Consider the following 17,091-nt stretch of genomic DNA (forward strand, 5'->3'; position numbering starts at 1 on the left):
GCGCCACCCCTTCCATTCATTTGCATCAGATCACAGCTTGGTGGCGATCTTGATGCCGTAGGTCAGCGGACGGACAACCGTCGAAGTCTTGATGAACTGCGACGAGTTGGTGAACGTCGATGCGTGGCTGTTGAAGATGTTGTCGCCAAACAGCGTAACCGTCCAGTTGTCACGCGTGAAGCCGACCTGGGCGTCAGCCAGCGCGTAGCCCTTCATCTTGTAGCGCAGCACCGTGGTGCCGGGGACGATGATCCCGTTCGGGCCGACACCGTTGCCGTTGCCCGCTTCGTCGCCCGACGGGTAGGTGCCCGGCTGGTTGAAGTACGAGCTGGTGTAGTTCACGCCGCCCGCAACGAACCATTCCACGCCACCCTTGCCGGTCCATTCGTAGCGGCCGCGGATGTTGCCCTGGAAGTGCGGGCTGAACGGCGTGATGCTGCCAGGCGTACCGAACGGGCTCTGCACATCCTTGACCGCACCGCCCGAGAACACCTGGGTGATGCACTTGCCGAAGCTCGACACACCCGGGTTGTTGGCGATGAAGCAGGGCGAATTCGCCTGCTTGCTGTCATTGTAGGTCGCCGAACCCTGGAACGTGAGGCCTGCGGCCGGACGTGCCACGATCTGCACTTCGGCACCCTTGATGTGGTAGGTCGGGCCGTTCACCGCGAAGGCGGTGTTGCCGAAGCCGGCTGCCGGGTTGAAGAAGCCGATCTGGATGTTGTCCCAGCTCATGTAATAAGCCGAGAGGTTGAACGTGACCTTGCGGTCGAACAGATCGGTCTTCAGGCCGCCTTCCCAGTTGGTCAGGTTGTCCGGCGCATAGGCGGCGGAAACCAGCAGCTGCGGAGCGTGCGGCGGCAGCGGATCCTTCACACGGGCCGAAGAGCCGCGGTTGAAGGCGCCCGGACGGAAGCCCTGGCTCCACGTTGCGTAGAGCATGGTGCCCGGCGAGGGCTTCCAGGTGATCGTCGCCTTGCTCTTGAAGCCGCTGTAGTGCGCCTGCAGGTTCTGCGCATCGAGGTTCGAGCCGGTCGCGCAGACCGGAACCTGATAGCAGCCGCCGTTGAACGAGGAGTAGACCGAGCCGGTCTCGTATTCCTTGTAGTAGTAGTGGCGGGTGCCGCCCGTGATGGTCAGGTTCGGCAGAATGTCGAAATCGACCGAGAGGAACTGGGCGTACTGCTTGAAGCCGCGCTGGGTGTCTTCACCGAAGGCGACATACGGCCCACGCGGACCCTGCACGTTCAGGGTCGCGTTCGGATTTGGCGCGACGAGGCCCATGCAGACGGTGCCAGCATTCTTGATCTGGTCAGCGGTGAGCGAGGGATCGCACGACGGGATGGTCTTGTAGTCCCAATCCTGGTTGTCCTGGATCTTGAAGTTTTCGTAGTACGCACCCGCGATCGCCCGGATCCGGCCGCTGTCAGGCGTCGAAATGCGGAATTCGTGGCTTTCATGCGTGTTGCGGACCTTGTCGGTCCAGTAGCTGGTCGGCTCGTAGCAGTACGGCGCCTTGCCGACGTTCCAGTAGTAGTTCGCACCGCCGGTGCACTGATAGAAGATGCCGTAGGTCGAACGCGCGTAGTTGGTGTAGTCACCCTGCTGCGAGATGTGACGCGTCAGGTACGCACCGGTGTAGATCACCTTGAAATCGCCGAGCTTGCCATTCAGCGTCCAGGCGGTGTTGGTGTAATCGTCCTTGTTGTACTGCGGCGCGAACAGCGTCGAGGACAGGCCAGTCAGCGGCTGATAGTCATACGTGTAGCTCTGGGCCGCGAACGTGCCCTTCGACTCGAGCTTCTGGTAGGCCTCGGTGACGAGCAGGTCCCAGTCCGGCGCGATCTTCCAACCCACCGCGACGCGGCCACCGGTGTAGTCCACCGGGTTGAAGTTGTCTTCGACCAGCGAGTTGTTGTCGTACTTGCCCTGACGAACCTGCTGGTCCGGGGTCAGCTGGTTGCCGTTGCCCTGATAAGCGAGGTAGTACGAGCCGAGGTCGCTCGGCCGACGCGTGAACGTCGAGAACTTGTTGTCGATGTAGCCGCCGTGATGATCGGCATAGACCACCGCGCGGATCGCGAGCTTGTCCTCGATGACCGGGATGTTGAACATCGCGTTGAACGACCCGTTCGCCGCACCCTGCGCCGTGCCGCCGAAGCTGCCTTCGAGACGGCCCTCGAACTTGTTGTACTTGGGCTTGTTGGTGATGTAGCGCAGCACACCGGCCTGCGCGCCGCCGCCGAAGAGGGTGCCCTGCGGACCCTCGAGCACTTCGACGCGCTCGATGTCGGCAACATAGATGTCGACGTTGCGCGCCGGGAACTGCATCGACTGGTCATCGAGGTAGACCGCCACGTTCGGGAAGCCGCCGATCGTCGCCGAGGACTGCTGACCCGCGAAACCGGCCGACAGACCGCGCAGGAAGATCGCGCCCTGGCCCGGACCGTTGTTCGAGAAGGTGACGTTCGGGGTGTACTTGAGCAGGCCGTCGATCGAGGTGACGTTGAGCTTGCTCAGCGTGTCGGTGCTGAACGCCTGAAGGGTCAGCGGCACGTCCTGGATCGACTGGTCGCGGCGCTGCGCCGTGACGATGATCACGTCAGAGCTGGTGGAGGCGGCGGCATCTGCCTGCGGCGCAGACTGCGCCAGCGCCAGTTCGCCCGAGCCCAGCGCGACGGCCGCGGCGGCGCACGACAACATAAACCGTGATTTCATTGTTACCCCCATCTTTCCCATATTTGTCCGACACCTGGCCGGAGCACACCAACGACGCGATGGCTGGCAAAGCGGGAAAAAATTCAGGGAAAACCTGCGGGGAAAGGCGCGAGGGGCAATGCAACAGCCGCTCCGCACCAGATCAGCCGAACCCGGCGGATCTTCTCCACGCTGGCAATACCCTGATTTTACTCCCCGTTTTTTGCACGCGCATCGTCGCGTTTGGGGAAGCCTAGGAGAAACCAAAGGGTAAATCCACCCCCAGAATGCCGCACTGCAATGTCGTGTCCGGGTGTTGCATTTCGGTCGCGCTGCATTCGTATGCAGCCAGCATCCCTCATAAACAATTGAAAAAAAATAATATTACCCGAACTCGCTGAATTCCTTGGTCTCTTCTGAAACCGCTCTGCCTGCGCCGGGCGCCCCATCGCCATGCCTTTTTGTCATTTTTCCATGGCGGCATAAGGAAATCCGATTGGCTGCATTCCTCGCCATGGTCCACCCGGATGCCATCCGTTCCTCGTGCCATCGGGACAACTCACGCATGATCGACCTCAGCCGGATCGGCTCGCTTCTGGCCCAGCGGCCGGAAGGGCACTGCCTTCCCCAGGCCCTCTACAATGATGCCGAAGTCTTCGATTTCGACATGACCGCCATCTACGGCACCAGCTGGCTCATGGCCGGGTTCGAGTGCGAGCTGCCCAAGGCGGGCAGCTATATCTCGCAGATGGTCGGAAAATGGCCGGTGCTGATCGTCAAGGGCCGCGACGGCGAGATCCGCGCGTTCCACAACACCTGCCGCCACCGCGGGTCGATCCTGTGCGCGGCGGGCAGCGGTTCTGCCCCCAAGATCGTCTGCCCCTACCACCGCTGGACTTACGAGCTCGACGGCTCTCTGCTTTCGGCGATGCGCATGGAAGAGGGGTTCGACAAGGCGGCGCACAGCCTTCGCCCGATCCAGCTCGAGCGCGTCGCAGGCTGCCTCTTCATCTGCTTTGATGATAACCCGCCGCCGTTCAACGAGTTTGCGCTCCGGCTTGAGGAATACCTTGCGCCGCACGATCTGGCGAATGCCAAGCTCGCGTTCGAGAGCACGATCACCGAATATGCCAACTGGAAGCTGGTGATGGAGAACGGGCGCGAGTGCTATCATTGCGCGACCGGTCACCCGGAACTGGCGAAGACCTTCCCGGTCGGCATGAAGAAGCACTTCGACGTCGATGGCGACCTGCGCGTGCAGACCTTCCACGAACAGATGGCGGCCGTCGGCCTCGCGACCGAGGCGATCGAGGGCGACTGGTGGCAGCTGGCGCGCTTCCTGCTCAACCCCGAGGTCGTCTCGCTCTCGATGGACGGCAAGCACCTCGTCAAAAAGCTGATGTGCGATCGCAACGGCGGCGATATCGGCTCGATGCGCCTTGCCATCGATCCGCACAGTTTCCTTCACGCGACGGCCGACCACACCTTCATGTTCAGCGCGATGCCGGTAGGCCCGCACGAAACCGCGGTGACCGGCAAGTGGCTGGTCCACAAGGATGCCGTCGAAGGCGTCGACTATTCGGTCGAGGACCTCGCCGACCTGTGGACGCGCACGAACCTGCAGGACAAGGAGCTGGCCGAAAACAACCAGCTCGGCGTGAACAGCCCCGGATACGTCCCAGGGCCTTATTCGCAGGAAGCCGAGATGCTCGCTCTGCGCTTTACCGACTGGTACTGCGACACGTCCGCCAAGTATGTCGAGAAGCATGGCCGCTGATTCTCTCAAGGGGTTACGCCCCGAAACGCTCGCTGTCGCCTTTGGCTATGACCCTGCCGAGGCGCTCGGCGCGGTCAAGCCGCCGGTCTATCTGACCTCGACCTTCATCTACCCCAGCGCCCAGCACGCGAAGGACGTCCACGAGGCGTTCTTCGACGGCACCGGGCCGCTGGCGGGGAAGAAGGGTGAGGGGCATATCTACTCGCGCCTTGGCCATCCGGGGCTTGATATCCTCGAGGCCCGCCTTGCCGCCATCGACGGCGCAGAGGCCGCCGCTGCGTTCTCGAGCGGCATGGCCGCGCATTCCTCCATCGCGCTGACGTTCGTGAAGCCGGGGGACAGCGTGCTCCATGGCCGCCCGATCTATGGCGGGGTCGACATGCTCTATGGCTCGGTGATGCCGGGCTTCGGTACCCACGTCGAAACCTACACCGATGGCTGCGACCCGGATCATGTCCGTGCGGCCGCCCGCGCCGCGCTGGCCAAGGGGCCGCTCGCGCTGATCGTCGCGGAAACCCCGGCCAATCCGACCGCCGCCATCGTCGATCTCGATCTCATGGTCGCGGTCGCGGACGAGATCGGCCGCGAGACCGGTCGCCGCCCGCTGGTGGTGGTCGACAACACCCTGCTCGGTCCCTTCGCGCAGCGCCCGATCGAGCAGGGCGTCGATCTCAACATGACCTCGCTCACCAAATACTGTGCCGGGCACAGCGATCTGCTGGCGGGCGGGGTAACCGGCAAGCTCGAGCTGATCCACCAGTTGCGTACCCTGCGCACAACCTGGGGCAACCATCTCGATCCCTTCACCGCCTGGCTTGTCGTGCGCAGCCTCGAATCCGCCTCGGTGCGGATCGAGCGGGCGATGGCGAATGCCCGCAAAGTGGCCGAATTCCTGCAGGGTCATCCCAAGGTTGCCGGTGTCACCTATCTCGGCTTCCTCAAGGAAGGCACTCCGGCGCGTGCGGTCTATGATCGCCAGTGCAAGGGCGCGGGTTCCACGTTCTCGTTCCACCTGCAGGGCGGCGAGGCGGAATCGTTCCGCATGCTCGACGCGCTGAAGCTCCTGAAGCTCGCGGTCAGCCTTGGCGGTTCCGAAACGCTGATCTGCCATTCGGCGACCACCACCCATTATGCCGTCCCGCGCGAGGGGCGCCTTGCCGGCGGCATTACCGACGGCACGATGCGCTTGTCCGTCGGGCTTGAACATGCCGACGATATCATCGCGGATCTCTCCCAGGCACTTGAGGCTGTCTAGAACCATGCACGTGAACAACGGAACCGATCCCCACGCGATCGGCACCAAGCTCCCTGCGCCCGAGGCGCGCTATGACGTGGTCGTTGTCGGCGCTGGCCCGGCGGGCCTCGCCGCCGCGCTCGCCGGGGCAGGGGAGGGCAAGTCGGTCCTCCTCGTCGACGAAAACCCGATTCCCGGCGCGGCGATGGGCAACGACGTTCCGCTGCTGTTCGGCGGCCGCATGACCACCGCCACGCAGAACGCCGAGCGCATGCTCGAGACCGTGTTCATGAGCGAGCCGATGCTCGAAGCCGCGATGGAAGCCGGCGTCGAGGTGCTTCTCGGCACCAGCGCCTGGGGCGTCTATCGCAATGGCCCCGGCGTGACCGGCCTCCCGGAAAGCGTCGTCGCTCTGGCGGACAAGGATCGCGGCTGGATCGTCGGCTACAACCAACTCATCCTCGCCACCGGCGCGCGCGATCTGGCCATCGGCTTTCCGGGCTGGAACCAGCCCGGGGTGATGGGGGCCGCCGCGCTCGAACGCCTGCTGGCGCATTACGAAGCCTTTGCCGGCAAGCGCGTGCTCATCGTCGGCAGCCATGATCTGGCCCTGAACGCCGCGCTCCTCGCGCGGGAAAAGGGCGTCGAGGTTGCCGGCTTGGTCGAAGTGCGCAGCGCCCCGCAAGGCGATGCCGCGCTTGCCGACGCTGTCCGCGCCGCGCAGATCCCCTTCTACCTCGAAGATGCCCCTGCCGAAGCTATCGGCGGCATCGACGGCGTCGAGCGCGTCCGCCTGCTTTCGGGCGCGGTGATCGATGTCGATACCGTGGTGCTTGCCATCGGCCTTGTTCCCTCGATCGAACTGATCGATGCGATGGGCGGCAAGCGCGTGCTCGATGGCGCGCGCGGCGGCTATATTCCGGGCGAGAATGCGGGCGTCACCTGCGTCGGCGATTGCGCGGGCCTTGCCGATACCGGCTTCGACCATGTCGAATACCGCATGGAATGGGCGCGCGAACTGGGCAAGCTCTCTGCGCCCGACACGATCGTCTGCCAGTGCGAGGAAGTGACCCGCGCCGATCTCCTCGGCGTGCAGCCTCCGCGCTACCTCGAACGCCCCGCGCCGATGCAGGCGCGCTCATTGAATACGTTGATCCAGGACGGCCCGCCCAATCCGGATCAGATCAAGCGCCTCACCCGCGCCGGCATGGGCGTGTGCCAGGGCCGCCGCTGCCGCGATCAGGTCGCGATGATGCTGGCGATGGCGGCGGACGGCCCGTTCGGCTCGGTCCCGCTCGCCACGCACCGCGCCCCGGTCCGCCCGCTGCCCTTGCGCATTCTCGCCGATTGGGAAGAGAGCGAGGACATGCGCGCCGGGTGGGACGTCTGGTTCGGCATCCCGACCCAGTGGGTGCCCTACCGGGATATCGACACGCCGCGCGAGCGTGAGCATCAGGAAGCCATCGCTGAAGGCTGGAGCCTCTGACCATGACCTATGTTGGAATGCCCACTCCCAGCGAGACGCCGCAGGAAACCATGGCGAAGATCGCCGGCACCGCGGCGAAGATGAAAGTCGTGATCGTCGGCGGCGGCGTCTCAGGGCTCAGCGCGGGCTGGTGGCTCGCGCGCTCGGGCGCGTCGGTTACCGTGCTCGACAAGGGCATCGTCGGCTGGGAGGCCTCGGGCCGGAATGGTGGCGGTGCCTCGCACTACCAGAGCCCGCTGTTCGAGGAAGAGCAGCGCATGTGGCCGCACATGGACGCGTTGCTCGGTTATCCGACCGAGCACCAGCAGGAACGCCTGGTCATCGCGGTGACGCCCAAGCAGCTGAACCAGTACCACTACCTCGCCAAGATGAACAACGACATGGGCTACCGTGTCGATCTGCTGACAGGCGATCAGGTGCGCGCGATGGTGCCGCTTGCGGGTGACAACTGCCTTGGCGGCATGCACTACCGCTTCGGCGGCCATGCCAACCCGCAGCGCAGTGTGCAGGCCTATGCCTGGGCGCTGCAGGATCTGGGTGGGCGCATCTATCAGCACAGCCCCGTTACCGGGTTCGAAACCGAAGGCGGCAAGGTCGTCGCGGTTCACGCCACCAGCGGCCGGCATGAATGCGATGCCGTCGTCGTGGCCGCCGGTCCGCAGATTCAGGCCCTCATGGCCAAGCTCGGTGTCGAAGTTCCGCTCGCCGCCGCGCGCGCTGAAATGATCGTCACCGAACCCGCACCGATGATGCCCATCGGCGGCGTTGACGGCAACGGGCTCTATGGCCGCCAGACCCTGCGCGGCAATCTCGCCTATGGCGGCGGCCCGCACGAATGGCTTGAAACCTTCGAAGCCGGCCCGCCTGCGCGGCCCAGTTCGCCGCTCACCCGCAACCTGGCGCGCCGCGTGGCGGAGCTGTTCCCCAAGGCCGCGCACCTCAACGTCATCCGCTCGTGGGCGGGCATCGTCGAGAACACGCCCGACGGCCGCCCGATCATCGACCGCATGAAGGCGCCCGAGAACGTCACCGTCATCACGATGTCGGGCGTCGGCTTCGGCCTGTCGCCCGCATCGGGCCATGCGGTGCGCGATCTGGTGGTCGATGGGCAGTGCAGCTTCACCGATCTCGCGAAGCTCAGTCTCTCGCGCTTCGACGGCATCGGTGCGGACTGGCGCGAGCAGCGCGGCTGGCAGCCTCAGAAAGCCGACCTCGCGGCATGAAGACGCCCTATTCCGCCTTCAGCCTGCTGCGCGGCGCACTCAACGGGCAAAAGCACTGGGAACCGGCGTGGCGCGATCCGGAGCCCAAGGCGAGCTATGACGTGATCATCATCGGCGGCGGCGGGCACGGGCTCGCCACCGCCTATTATCTCGCCAAGGTCCACGGCATCCGCAATGTCGCGGTGCTGGAAAAGGGGTGGATCGGCGGCGGCAATGTCGGGCGCAACACCACGCTGGTGCGCTCCAACTACCGCCTGCCGCAGCTGCACAACTTCTTCGAGTTCGGCCTCAAGCTGTGGCACGGCCTCAGCGACGATCTGAACTACAACGTCATGTTCAGCCCGCGCGGCGCCATGTTCCTCGGCCATAACGATGGTGACATGATCAAGCTCGCCGAGCGCGGTGATGCCATGCGCTGCGACGGGATCGACGCCGAACTGCTCACCCCGAAGCAGATCGCGAAGATCGAGCCGCTGCTCGACCTGTCGCGCACGGCCCGCTTCCCCATCGATGGCGCGCTGATCCAGTGGCGCGCCGGCACCGCGCGCCACGATGCGGTCGCCTGGGGCTATGCGCGCGCCGCCGATGCGCTGGGCGTCGATATCATCCAGAAGTGCGAAGTGACCGGGTTCGTGAAAGACGGCAACCGGATCATCGGGGTCGAGACCTCGCGCGGCCGCATCCTTGCCGGCCGCACCGGCATCTGCGTCGCGGGCCACAGCGGCCATGTCGCGGGGCTTGCCGGCCTTCGGCTGCCGATTGAATCGCAGACCTTGCAGGCGCTGGTGACCGAGGGCGTCAAGCCGATGGTCCAGTCGGTCGTCATGTCGCAGTCGCTTCACTTCTACATCAGCCAGTCCGACAAGGGCGGCATCGTGATGGGCGGCGATCCGGACAACTGGCCCAGCTATGCCCGCCGCGGCCAGCCCACGATCAAGGAACACGCCATCGCGCAGGCGGTGACCTGCATGCCCGCGCTCTCGCGCCTCAGGATGCTGCGCACCTGGTCCGGGGTCACGGACATGAGCTTCGACGGCTCGCCGATCATCGGCCCGAGCCCCATCGACGGGCTCTATCTCAACGCGGGCTGGTGCTACGGCGGCTTCAAGGCGACCCCGGCTTCCGGCTGGACCTATGCCCACACGCTCGCCACCGGCAAGCCGCACGCGCTCAATGCACCCTTCAGCCTCGAACGCTTCATGACCGGCGCCACGATCGACGAAACGTCCGTCGGCCCGTTCCCGAACCACCGCTGAGACAGGCTTAGACATGTACCAGATCACCTGTCCCCACTGCGGCCCGCGCGCCCAGACCGAATTCACCTACGAACGCACGACCGACTCCGTCGTCGATCCCGCAGGCGACGCGCAAACCGCGATGCAGGCACTCTATACCCGCGCCAATCCGATGGGCCTCGATGATGAAATCTGGCGCCACACCTACGGCTGCCGCGCGTGGATGGTGCTCACCCGCCACCGCGTCAGCCACGAGATCCACGCCGTGAAAGCCATCGGTCCGGAGGCACTGCCATGAGCGGCCCGACGCGCGTGCCTTCGGGCGAGGAAACCATCGAATTCACCTTCGACGGCACGAGCTATCACGCCCGCCAGGGTGACACGCTTGCCGCCGCGCTGCTCGCCAATGGCATCGGCCTTGTCGGCCGCAGCTTCAAGTATCACCGCCCGCGCGGGATCATGACCGCCGGGATTGAGGAACCCAATGCCCTCGTCACCGTTGGTACTGGTGGCCGCGCCGAGCCGAACACCCGCGCGACGGACGTCTTCGTCTATCCCGGCATGGTTGCGAAGAGCCAGAACCGCTGGCCCAGCCTCTCGTTCGACGTCGCGTCGATCTTCGGCCTTGCCGCGCCTGCGCTGGGTGCGGGGTTCTACTACAAGACCTTCTTCGGCCCCGCGAAGCATTGGCTGCGCTATGAAGGCTTCATCCGCCGCGCCGCCGGGCTTGGCAATGCGCCGACCGAGCCTGATCCCGACAACTTCTCGCAGTCCGCCGGCTTCTGCGACGTGCTGGTGGTGGGGGCAGGGCCCGCTGGCCTCAAGGCCGCGCTCGATGCCGCCGAAGCGGGCAAGCGCGTCTGGCTGGTCGAGCAGGATGCCGTCCCCGGCGGCTCGCTGCTGCGCGATCCCGATCCTGCGATAGATCCCGGCGCGATGGTCGAGCGGATCGAGGCGCTCGGCGGCAAGGTCTTCCTGCGGACCACGGCGTCCGGCTACTGGGACCACAATTTCCTCACCCTCAGCCAGCGCCTCGTCGAACCCGGCGCGGTGCCGCCGCATGGCTTTGCCCAGCGGCTGTGGCATGTGCGGGCAGGGCGGGTGGTGCTTGCCACCGGCCTCATCGAACGCCCGGTGCCCTTCGCCAACAACGATCACCCCGGCGTCATGCTGTCCCAGGCGGTGCGCAGCTATGTGCGGCGCTGGGGTGTGGTCCCCGGCAAGCGCGTCGTCATCGCCACCAACAACGATGATGCCTATCTCACCGCCACGGCGCTTGTCGAAGCCGGTGCGGAGGTGGTTGCACTGCTCGATGCCCGCGCCTCGGGCCCCGCCGCGCCAGCCGGGGTTACCGTCTACCACGACGCGCGGCCGGCCAGCGTCTCCGGCCGCAAGCACGCGCTGCGCAAGGTCACCGCGGTGATCGGCGGCAGCGAGCAGAGCTTTGACGCAGACCTCATCGCCGTCTCGGGCGGGTTCGTTCCCGTCTCGCATCTTCACATGCAGGCGGGCGGCAAGCTCGAATGGAACGTGGAGGCACAGGCCTTCATTCCCGGCAGCAACCCGCAGGTCTGCGAAACCGTGGGCAGCGCGCTCGCGCCGCCGCCAGCGCCCGCCGTGGCGCCTGCCGGCAAGGCCAAGAAGAGTTTCGTCGATTTCCAGAACGACGTCAGCCTCGCCGACATCGACCTCGCCTGGCAGGAAGGCTACCGCTCGGTCGAGCACCTCAAGCGCTATACCACGCTCGGCATGGCGACCGATCAGGGCAAGACCAGCAACATGGTCGCGCTCTCGCGCCTTGCCGAAAAGCAGGGGGTGACGGTGCCCGAGGCCGGCCTCACCACGTTTCGCCCGCCGTTCACGCCCGTTACCATGGGCCTGCTGGCAGGCGCCGGCGCACGCAATGCGGGGGCACACGTGCGCCGGATCCCCCTCCACGCGCTGCATGAAGCGCATGATCCGATCTGGCAGCCGCTCGGCTACTGGTTCCGCCCGCGCGCCTATCCGGTGAACGGCGAGACCCTTCAGCAGGCAGCCCTGCGCGAAGCCCGCACCGTGCGCACCGCGGCGGGTCTCAGCGATGTCTCCACGCTCGGCAAGTTCGAAGTCAGCGGTCCCGATGCCGCGAAACTGCTCGAACTCGTTTGCGCCACCACGGTTGGCAAACTGGCCGTCGGGCGCGGGCGCTACACCTTCATGTGCCGCGAGGACGGCTTCGTAAATGACGATGGCACCGTCTGGCGCCTCGCCGAAAACCGCTACCTGCTGACAAGCTCCACCGGCGGCGCGGACCGCATGGCGCACTTCATGTCCTACGTGCGCAACAGCCTGCGTCCGGAGCTCAAGTGTTCGGTGGTCAACGTGCAGGAGTACTACGGCGGCATCGCGCTCGCCGGTCCGAAAGCGCGCGGTATCCTCGCCGCGCTCACCGGAGCGGAACCGCCGCGGCATATGGGCTATGCCCCGGGTATGCTCGCGGGCGTGCCGGTCCATGTCCTCGCCGCCAGCTACAGCGGGGAGCGCGCCTTCGAAATCCATGTCGAGGCAAGCCATGCCGCCGCCGTCTGGCAGGCCATCGAAGCCGCGACGCGGGCGGAAGGTGGCGCGCCGTATGGCCTTGAAGCGATGGAACTGCTGCGCATCGAAAAGGGCCACGTGGTCGTCGGCGGCGAAGTCGACGGCCGCTCGACCCCGCAGGATCTCGGTCTTGGCGGCATGCTCAACAAGGCGGGCGGCTTTATCGGCGCGGCGGGTCTGACGCGGCCTGCACTCAGCGATCCGAACCGCAACAACCTCGTCGGGCTTGTCAGCCTCGATGGTCCGATCCCCGAAGGCGGCATGCTGATCCAGCGCGCTGGCCAGTCACCCCAAGGCCATGTCACGGCCGCCGCCCGCCGCATCATCGAAGGCGGCGCCATCGCGCTGGCGCTGTTGCAAGGGGGGCATCACCGTCACGGCGAGGAGCTTATCGTGACTTCGCCCACGCGCGGCGAAAAGGCCCGCGTGCGGGTGACCTCGCCGCACTTCTATGATCCTGCCGGGGAACGCTACCGTGACTGACGCCACCTCGATCATCGCGCTCCCCGCCGCGCCGCTTCATGCGCTGGAAATCTGGAGCAACCCGCAAGACCTTGCCACCCGCGTCCACAAGGCGCTCGGCTTTGCGCTCCCGCCGATGAACCGCAGCGCGGGCAACGCCGCGATCACGCTGCTGCGCTACGAACCCACCGTCTGGCTGGTCGAAGGCGATACCTCGGTGCTCGCCGATACGCTGGGCGATGACGGCGCGCTCACGGCCATCGGCGGCGGGATCGTCCGCTTCCGCATCGCCGGTCCGGGCTGGCGCGAACTGCTGCTGGAGGGCGGTGTCTTCGATACCAGCCCCGCCGCACTCCCGGTCGGCGCCACCGCCGCCACGGTGATCGACCATGTCGGCGTGCGCCTCTTTGCGACAAGCGAGGACGCCTGCATTGTCTACGTGCCGGCAAGCTATGCGCAGAGCCTGCACCACTTCTGGGAAGAGGCGCTCCCGCTGCTGGGGGCGTAAGCGCTACCTTCGCGTGTGCCCGCTCTGGATCCCCGCCTGCGCGGGGATCCAGAGCGGCTAAGCGAAAACCTCAGTGAATCCGCGCGCCCTGCCGCCTGAGTTCGGCCTGCACTGCTGCGACATCCACGCTGGCAAAGTCCCGGCCCGTCTTCACCGATACAGCCGCTGCCACGCCCGCGCCCTGGCCGGAGACCGCGCAGCACATCATGTTGCGCACGGCGGCATGGCTCACCTTGTCGCCGCCGATCACCCGGCCTGCGACGATCAGGTTCGCAATGCCCTTGGGCACCAGCGAACGGTAGGGCACATGGAAATAGCGCCCGGTCGTCGGCAGGATCAGCAGCCCGTAGCCGTCGATGAATTCGGGGAAGATGCCGATGGAATCCTCGAACCGCGCCTCGCCGCGCACGTCGTCGCCGGTCATGTTGTAGGCTGCATCGATCTTGCGCGTGTCACGGATCCCAAGCGTCATGCCGAAGTTGCGCAGCTTGGCGGTCTCGCACCCCGGCATGAACGCGCGCAATGCGGCAATCGCGTGCATGGCATCGGCGCGGCCGTCCATCTCGCCGCGGGTCAGGCTGTCGGGGTCGGTGCCGTCGAGATAATGGTGGACCAGGTTGAGGTAGGTGAGATCGCCCTGATCCGAAACCGTGCCCCACGTGCCCGCAATCGTGGCGAGGTTCGGCGGCAACAGACCTGCCTTCAGCGCCTGCCGGAAGGGCTTCCTGAGGAACGGCGAGAACATTTCGTCCTCCTTGCCGCTTGTCGTGATGTCCCACTCGCCGCCACCGGACCAGTCGCCATAGGTCTGCGGATCGGCCTTCACCGCCTCGATGAAGCGCGCCTTGTTCACGCCGCTCATCGAGAACATGACCGAGACCGACATCATCTCGTCCACCGGATGCTTGATCGTCGGCGCGCCGCCGCGGAAGGCCAGATCGGCATCCCCGGTCGCGTCGATCACGCGGCTCGCCAGGATCGCCTCGCGCCCCGCCTTGCTCTCGACGATCACACCCCGGATCACATCGCCTTCCATGATCGGTGCCACGACCAGCCGGTGCAGCATCGGGATGACGCCCGCCTCGCGCACCAGCACGTCCGCGACATGCTTGAAGGCTTCGGCATCGAGCGCGTGGCTGATCGATTGCGGCTCGGGCAAAGCTGCGTCCATCGCGATCGCGCGGTCCTCGAACTCGCGGCCGATGCCTTCGCTGTCGATGGTCGTGGGGTGGCGATACCAGGCGAAGCCCTCGACGCCGACTTGCGTGATATTGCCGCCGAAGCAGCTGTAGCGTTCGACCAGCGTGGTCTTGACGCCCGCGCGCGCCGAGGCAAGCGCTGCGGCGAGGCCGCCGGGGCCCGAGCCCACCACGAGCACATCGGTCTCGTGGATCACGTCGATCCGGCGGGCGGGCTCTTCGATCTGTCTGGTCATGGCTTCAGCAGCATGACGCACATGCGCAGGCGGTCAACCGGCGCGCGGGCGGCCGGGCGGGATTAAGCAAGTCTGATGTAGAGCTTCATCCTAGGTGATGCCGCTCAGACGCGGCGGATGCGCGAGGGATCGCTCATCGGGGTATAGACGCGGTGCCGCGTCTCCACCTTCCACTCGCCCGATACCTGTGCGACATGAGCCTGCCGCTGCAACGCACGGCCGAGCGCTTCGAGATCGAGCGGCGTATCGAGCTGCATGCCGAAGGTGTGGCCGCCGAACCAGCGGACGATACCGGACACTTCCTGCTCACCGGGAAGCACCACCAGAACGCGTTCGCCGCGCACCGGGGCGGGCCCGCGGGCGCTGGCGCCGAGGCCGGTCGCCGAAACGTTGCGGATCACGATATCCTGCACTTCGCCATCACGATGGATCAGGCGTGCACGGATGATGCGCGGTTGACGCTGTTCGCGCACCACCTGATCCGTCGGCGGAATGGGAGCCATGAATGACATCTACCGCACCATCACCTTGCAACTTTCCAAACCGCGCGGCTTGCGCGCTTCCGGCCCATATTGGATCAAGAGCGGTAAACGATCCGTTATGCATGCAGTGGGGAACTGCATGATCGCGCAACTTTTGTCCCACTGCGCGCCGGGAAGTCCCGGTTCGGCACCGAAACGTCCCGATACAAGGCCAACGCGTGCTCAGGCGGCGTCGACCATCACGATCTCGCTGTCTTCCAGCGCCGTCACGGTCAGTACCTCGATGTCGCGGATCGCTGCGCCATCACGGGTGTTCACCGTCACGTTCCCGATCTTCACCGCGCCCGTGGCCGGCACCAGATAGGCCTTGCGGGCGAGGCCGAGGGGATAGGTCGCGGTCTCTCCGGCACGCAATGTCGCACCCAGAACGCGGGCATCGGTGCGGATCGGCAGGGCGTCGCCGTCGCCTTCGTAGCCCGAGGCCAGCGCCACGAACTGTCCGGCGCGGTCATGCCTCGGGAAAGGGCGTGCGCCCCAGCCCGGAGCCTCGCCGCTGCGGGTGGGCATGATCCAGATCTGGAAGATGCGGGTCGTCACGTCTTCCAGATTGTATTCCGAATGGCGGATGCCGGTGCCTGCGCTCATCACCTGCACGTCGCCCGCCTCGGTCCGGCCCTTGTTGCCCAGACTGTCCTGATGGGTGATCGCGCCTTCGCGCACATAGGTGATGATTTCCATGTCGCGGTGCGGATGCGGCGGGAAACCGGACTTCGGCGCGATGGTATCATCGTTCCAGACGCGCAAGGACCCCCAGTTCATCCGTGCCGGATCATGGTATTCGGCGAAGGAGAAGTGGTGCTTGGCATCGAGCCAGCCGTGGTTTGCACCGCCGAGGCTGGCGAAAGGGCGCAGTTCGATCATGTCGGTTCTCCTGATGCGCGCCCGCCGCAACGCATGGGCGCCTTCGTTGAGAGGGATATAGCGCTTGCCGGCTTTCCTGTTCAGTAGGATAAAGTGCACCGAACTATTCTATGGAGTCGAATAGTGACCAATCCCGGCACCCCGACTTTCGACCAGCTGCGCATCTTTCTCAGCATCGTCGATACCGGCAGCTTCGCCGGTGCGGCGCGCGCGCTGGGCCGCGCCGTTTCGGTGATCAGCTACGGGGTATCCAATCTCGAAGCCCAGCTCGGCGTGACCCTTTTCGACCGGGAAGGCACGCGCAAACCCCGGCTCACCACGGCTGGAAGGGCCTTGCTGGCCGATGCGCGGGCCATCGCGCTAGGGGTCGATGGGCTCCGCGCCAAGGTCAAAGGCCTGCTGGGCGGGCTGGAAGCCGAAGTCGATCTCGCGGTCGATGTCATGATCCCGCCAGAACGGCTGGCCGGTATCTTGCGGTCTTTTGCCGCCGTGTTTCCCACGGTCCAGCTGCGCCTGCATGTCGAGGCGCTCGGCGCGGTCAGCGCCATGGTCCTCGCGCGCACGGCCACGATCGGCATATCCGGCCCGCTGGCGGCCGAAATGGCGGATCTTGAAAGCATGGCGGCGGGGGCGACGCTGCTCGTCCCGGTCGCTGCGCCCGATCACCCGCTCGGCCGCATGACCGCGATTCCTCCCGGCGCCGGGCGCGATTACATCCAGCTGGTCCTGTCGGACCGGTCGGGCACGACCTCGGGGCGTGATTTCGGCGTCGTCAGCCCCAAGACCTGGCGCCTTGCCGACCTCGGTGCCAAGCACGCGCTGCTGCGCGAAGGGATCGGCTGGGGCAACATGCCCATGCCAATGATCGAGGGCGACCTCGCTGCCGGCACGCTCGTGCGCCTTGCCATGCCGGACTACCCGGGGGGTGCGTACCGCTTCATGGGCGTATGGCGCCGCGACACCCCGCCCGGTCCTGCCGCGCAGTGGCTTCTGGACCAGTTCGTGGCGTGCAGCGGGGGCGATGCCGTCGCCATCAGGATGCCAGAGGCCTGAA

At 65.9% G+C, this 17,091-nt stretch carries 13 protein-coding genes; 9 read left to right on the plus strand and 4 right to left on the minus strand.

The window, feature by feature from the left end:
• Positions 1–30: 30 nt before the first annotated feature.
• Positions 31–2,718 (minus strand): TonB-dependent receptor, encoded by a 2,688-nt coding sequence (locus tag AQZ52_RS11410; RefSeq protein WP_156424914.1) that lies wholly within the window; start codon positions 2,716–2,718, stop codon positions 31–33.
• A gap of 475 nt (positions 2,719–3,193) precedes the next feature.
• Between AQZ52_RS11410 and AQZ52_RS11415 the strand changes: the two genes are divergently transcribed.
• Genes AQZ52_RS11415 through AQZ52_RS11450 form a run of 8 tightly spaced genes read left to right on the plus strand, consistent with a single transcriptional unit; the run spans position 3,194 to position 13,199 of the window.
• Positions 3,194–4,474 (plus strand): aromatic ring-hydroxylating oxygenase subunit alpha, encoded by a 1,281-nt coding sequence (locus AQZ52_RS11415; protein WP_240481605.1) that lies wholly within the window; start codon positions 3,194–3,196, stop codon positions 4,472–4,474.
• Positions 4,464–5,729 carry a cystathionine gamma-synthase family protein gene (locus tag AQZ52_RS11420; RefSeq protein ID WP_082697885.1) on the plus strand — a complete coding sequence of 422 codons (1,266 nt, stop codon included), beginning with the start codon at positions 4,464–4,466 and terminating at the stop codon, positions 5,727–5,729. Before AQZ52_RS11415 ends, AQZ52_RS11420 begins: the two co-directional genes overlap by 11 nt.
• A 10-nt stretch (positions 5,730–5,739) precedes the next feature.
• Positions 5,740–7,194 (plus strand): NAD(P)/FAD-dependent oxidoreductase, encoded by a 1,455-nt coding sequence (locus tag AQZ52_RS11425; protein WP_240481606.1) that lies wholly within the window; start codon positions 5,740–5,742, stop codon positions 7,192–7,194.
• Between the two features lie 2 nt (positions 7,195–7,196).
• The gene (locus AQZ52_RS11430) at positions 7,197–8,417 is read left to right on the plus strand and encodes an NAD(P)/FAD-dependent oxidoreductase (RefSeq protein WP_240481607.1); all 1,221 of its coding nucleotides are present in this window, start codon (positions 7,197–7,199) and stop codon (positions 8,415–8,417) included.
• Positions 8,414–9,673 carry a sarcosine oxidase subunit beta family protein gene (locus tag AQZ52_RS11435; protein WP_067910665.1) on the plus strand — a complete coding sequence of 420 codons (1,260 nt, stop codon included), beginning with the start codon at positions 8,414–8,416 and terminating at the stop codon, positions 9,671–9,673. The genes AQZ52_RS11430 and AQZ52_RS11435 overlap by 4 nt, the downstream gene beginning before the upstream one ends.
• A 13-nt stretch (positions 9,674–9,686) precedes the next feature.
• Complete coding sequence (locus AQZ52_RS11440) at positions 9,687–9,950, plus strand: sarcosine oxidase subunit delta (protein ID WP_067910667.1); 264 nt, start codon at positions 9,687–9,689, stop codon at positions 9,948–9,950.
• The gene (locus AQZ52_RS11445) at positions 9,947–12,712 is read left to right on the plus strand and encodes a 2Fe-2S iron-sulfur cluster-binding protein (protein ID WP_067910670.1); all 2,766 of its coding nucleotides are present in this window, start codon (positions 9,947–9,949) and stop codon (positions 12,710–12,712) included. The genes AQZ52_RS11440 and AQZ52_RS11445 overlap by 4 nt, the downstream gene beginning before the upstream one ends.
• A complete protein-coding gene (locus AQZ52_RS11450) occupies positions 12,705–13,199 on the plus strand; it encodes a sarcosine oxidase subunit gamma family protein (RefSeq protein WP_169793742.1) in 495 nt (164 codons plus the stop codon). The genes AQZ52_RS11445 and AQZ52_RS11450 overlap by 8 nt, the downstream gene beginning before the upstream one ends.
• 70 nt (positions 13,200–13,269) lie before the next feature.
• Here the strand turns inward: AQZ52_RS11450 and AQZ52_RS11455 are convergent, their stop codons facing one another.
• The 3 genes from AQZ52_RS11455 to AQZ52_RS11465 all read right to left on the minus strand — a co-directional run bounded on the left by AQZ52_RS11455 (position 13,270) and on the right by AQZ52_RS11465 (position 16,037).
• Positions 13,270–14,634: an FAD-dependent oxidoreductase gene (locus AQZ52_RS11455; RefSeq protein ID WP_067910675.1), complete on the minus strand. Its 1,365-nt coding sequence runs from the start codon at positions 14,632–14,634 to the stop codon at positions 13,270–13,272.
• Between the two features lie 104 nt (positions 14,635–14,738).
• Complete coding sequence (locus AQZ52_RS11460) at positions 14,739–15,137, minus strand: PilZ domain-containing protein (RefSeq protein ID WP_067910678.1); 399 nt, start codon at positions 15,135–15,137, stop codon at positions 14,739–14,741.
• A 201-nt stretch (positions 15,138–15,338) separates the two neighbouring features.
• The gene (locus tag AQZ52_RS11465) at positions 15,339–16,037 is read right to left on the minus strand and encodes a pirin family protein (protein ID WP_067910681.1); all 699 of its coding nucleotides are present in this window, start codon (positions 16,035–16,037) and stop codon (positions 15,339–15,341) included.
• 123 nt (positions 16,038–16,160) lie between these two features.
• On the opposite strand from AQZ52_RS11465, the gene AQZ52_RS11470 reads away from it, so the two are divergent.
• Positions 16,161–17,090: a LysR family transcriptional regulator gene (locus AQZ52_RS11470; RefSeq protein ID WP_067910684.1), complete on the plus strand. Its 930-nt coding sequence runs from the start codon at positions 16,161–16,163 to the stop codon at positions 17,088–17,090.
• Position 17,091 lies beyond the last annotated feature (1 nt).

Source organism: Novosphingobium fuchskuhlense (assembly GCF_001519075.1).
Classification (GTDB): domain Bacteria; phylum Pseudomonadota; class Alphaproteobacteria; order Sphingomonadales; family Sphingomonadaceae; genus Novosphingobium; species Novosphingobium fuchskuhlense.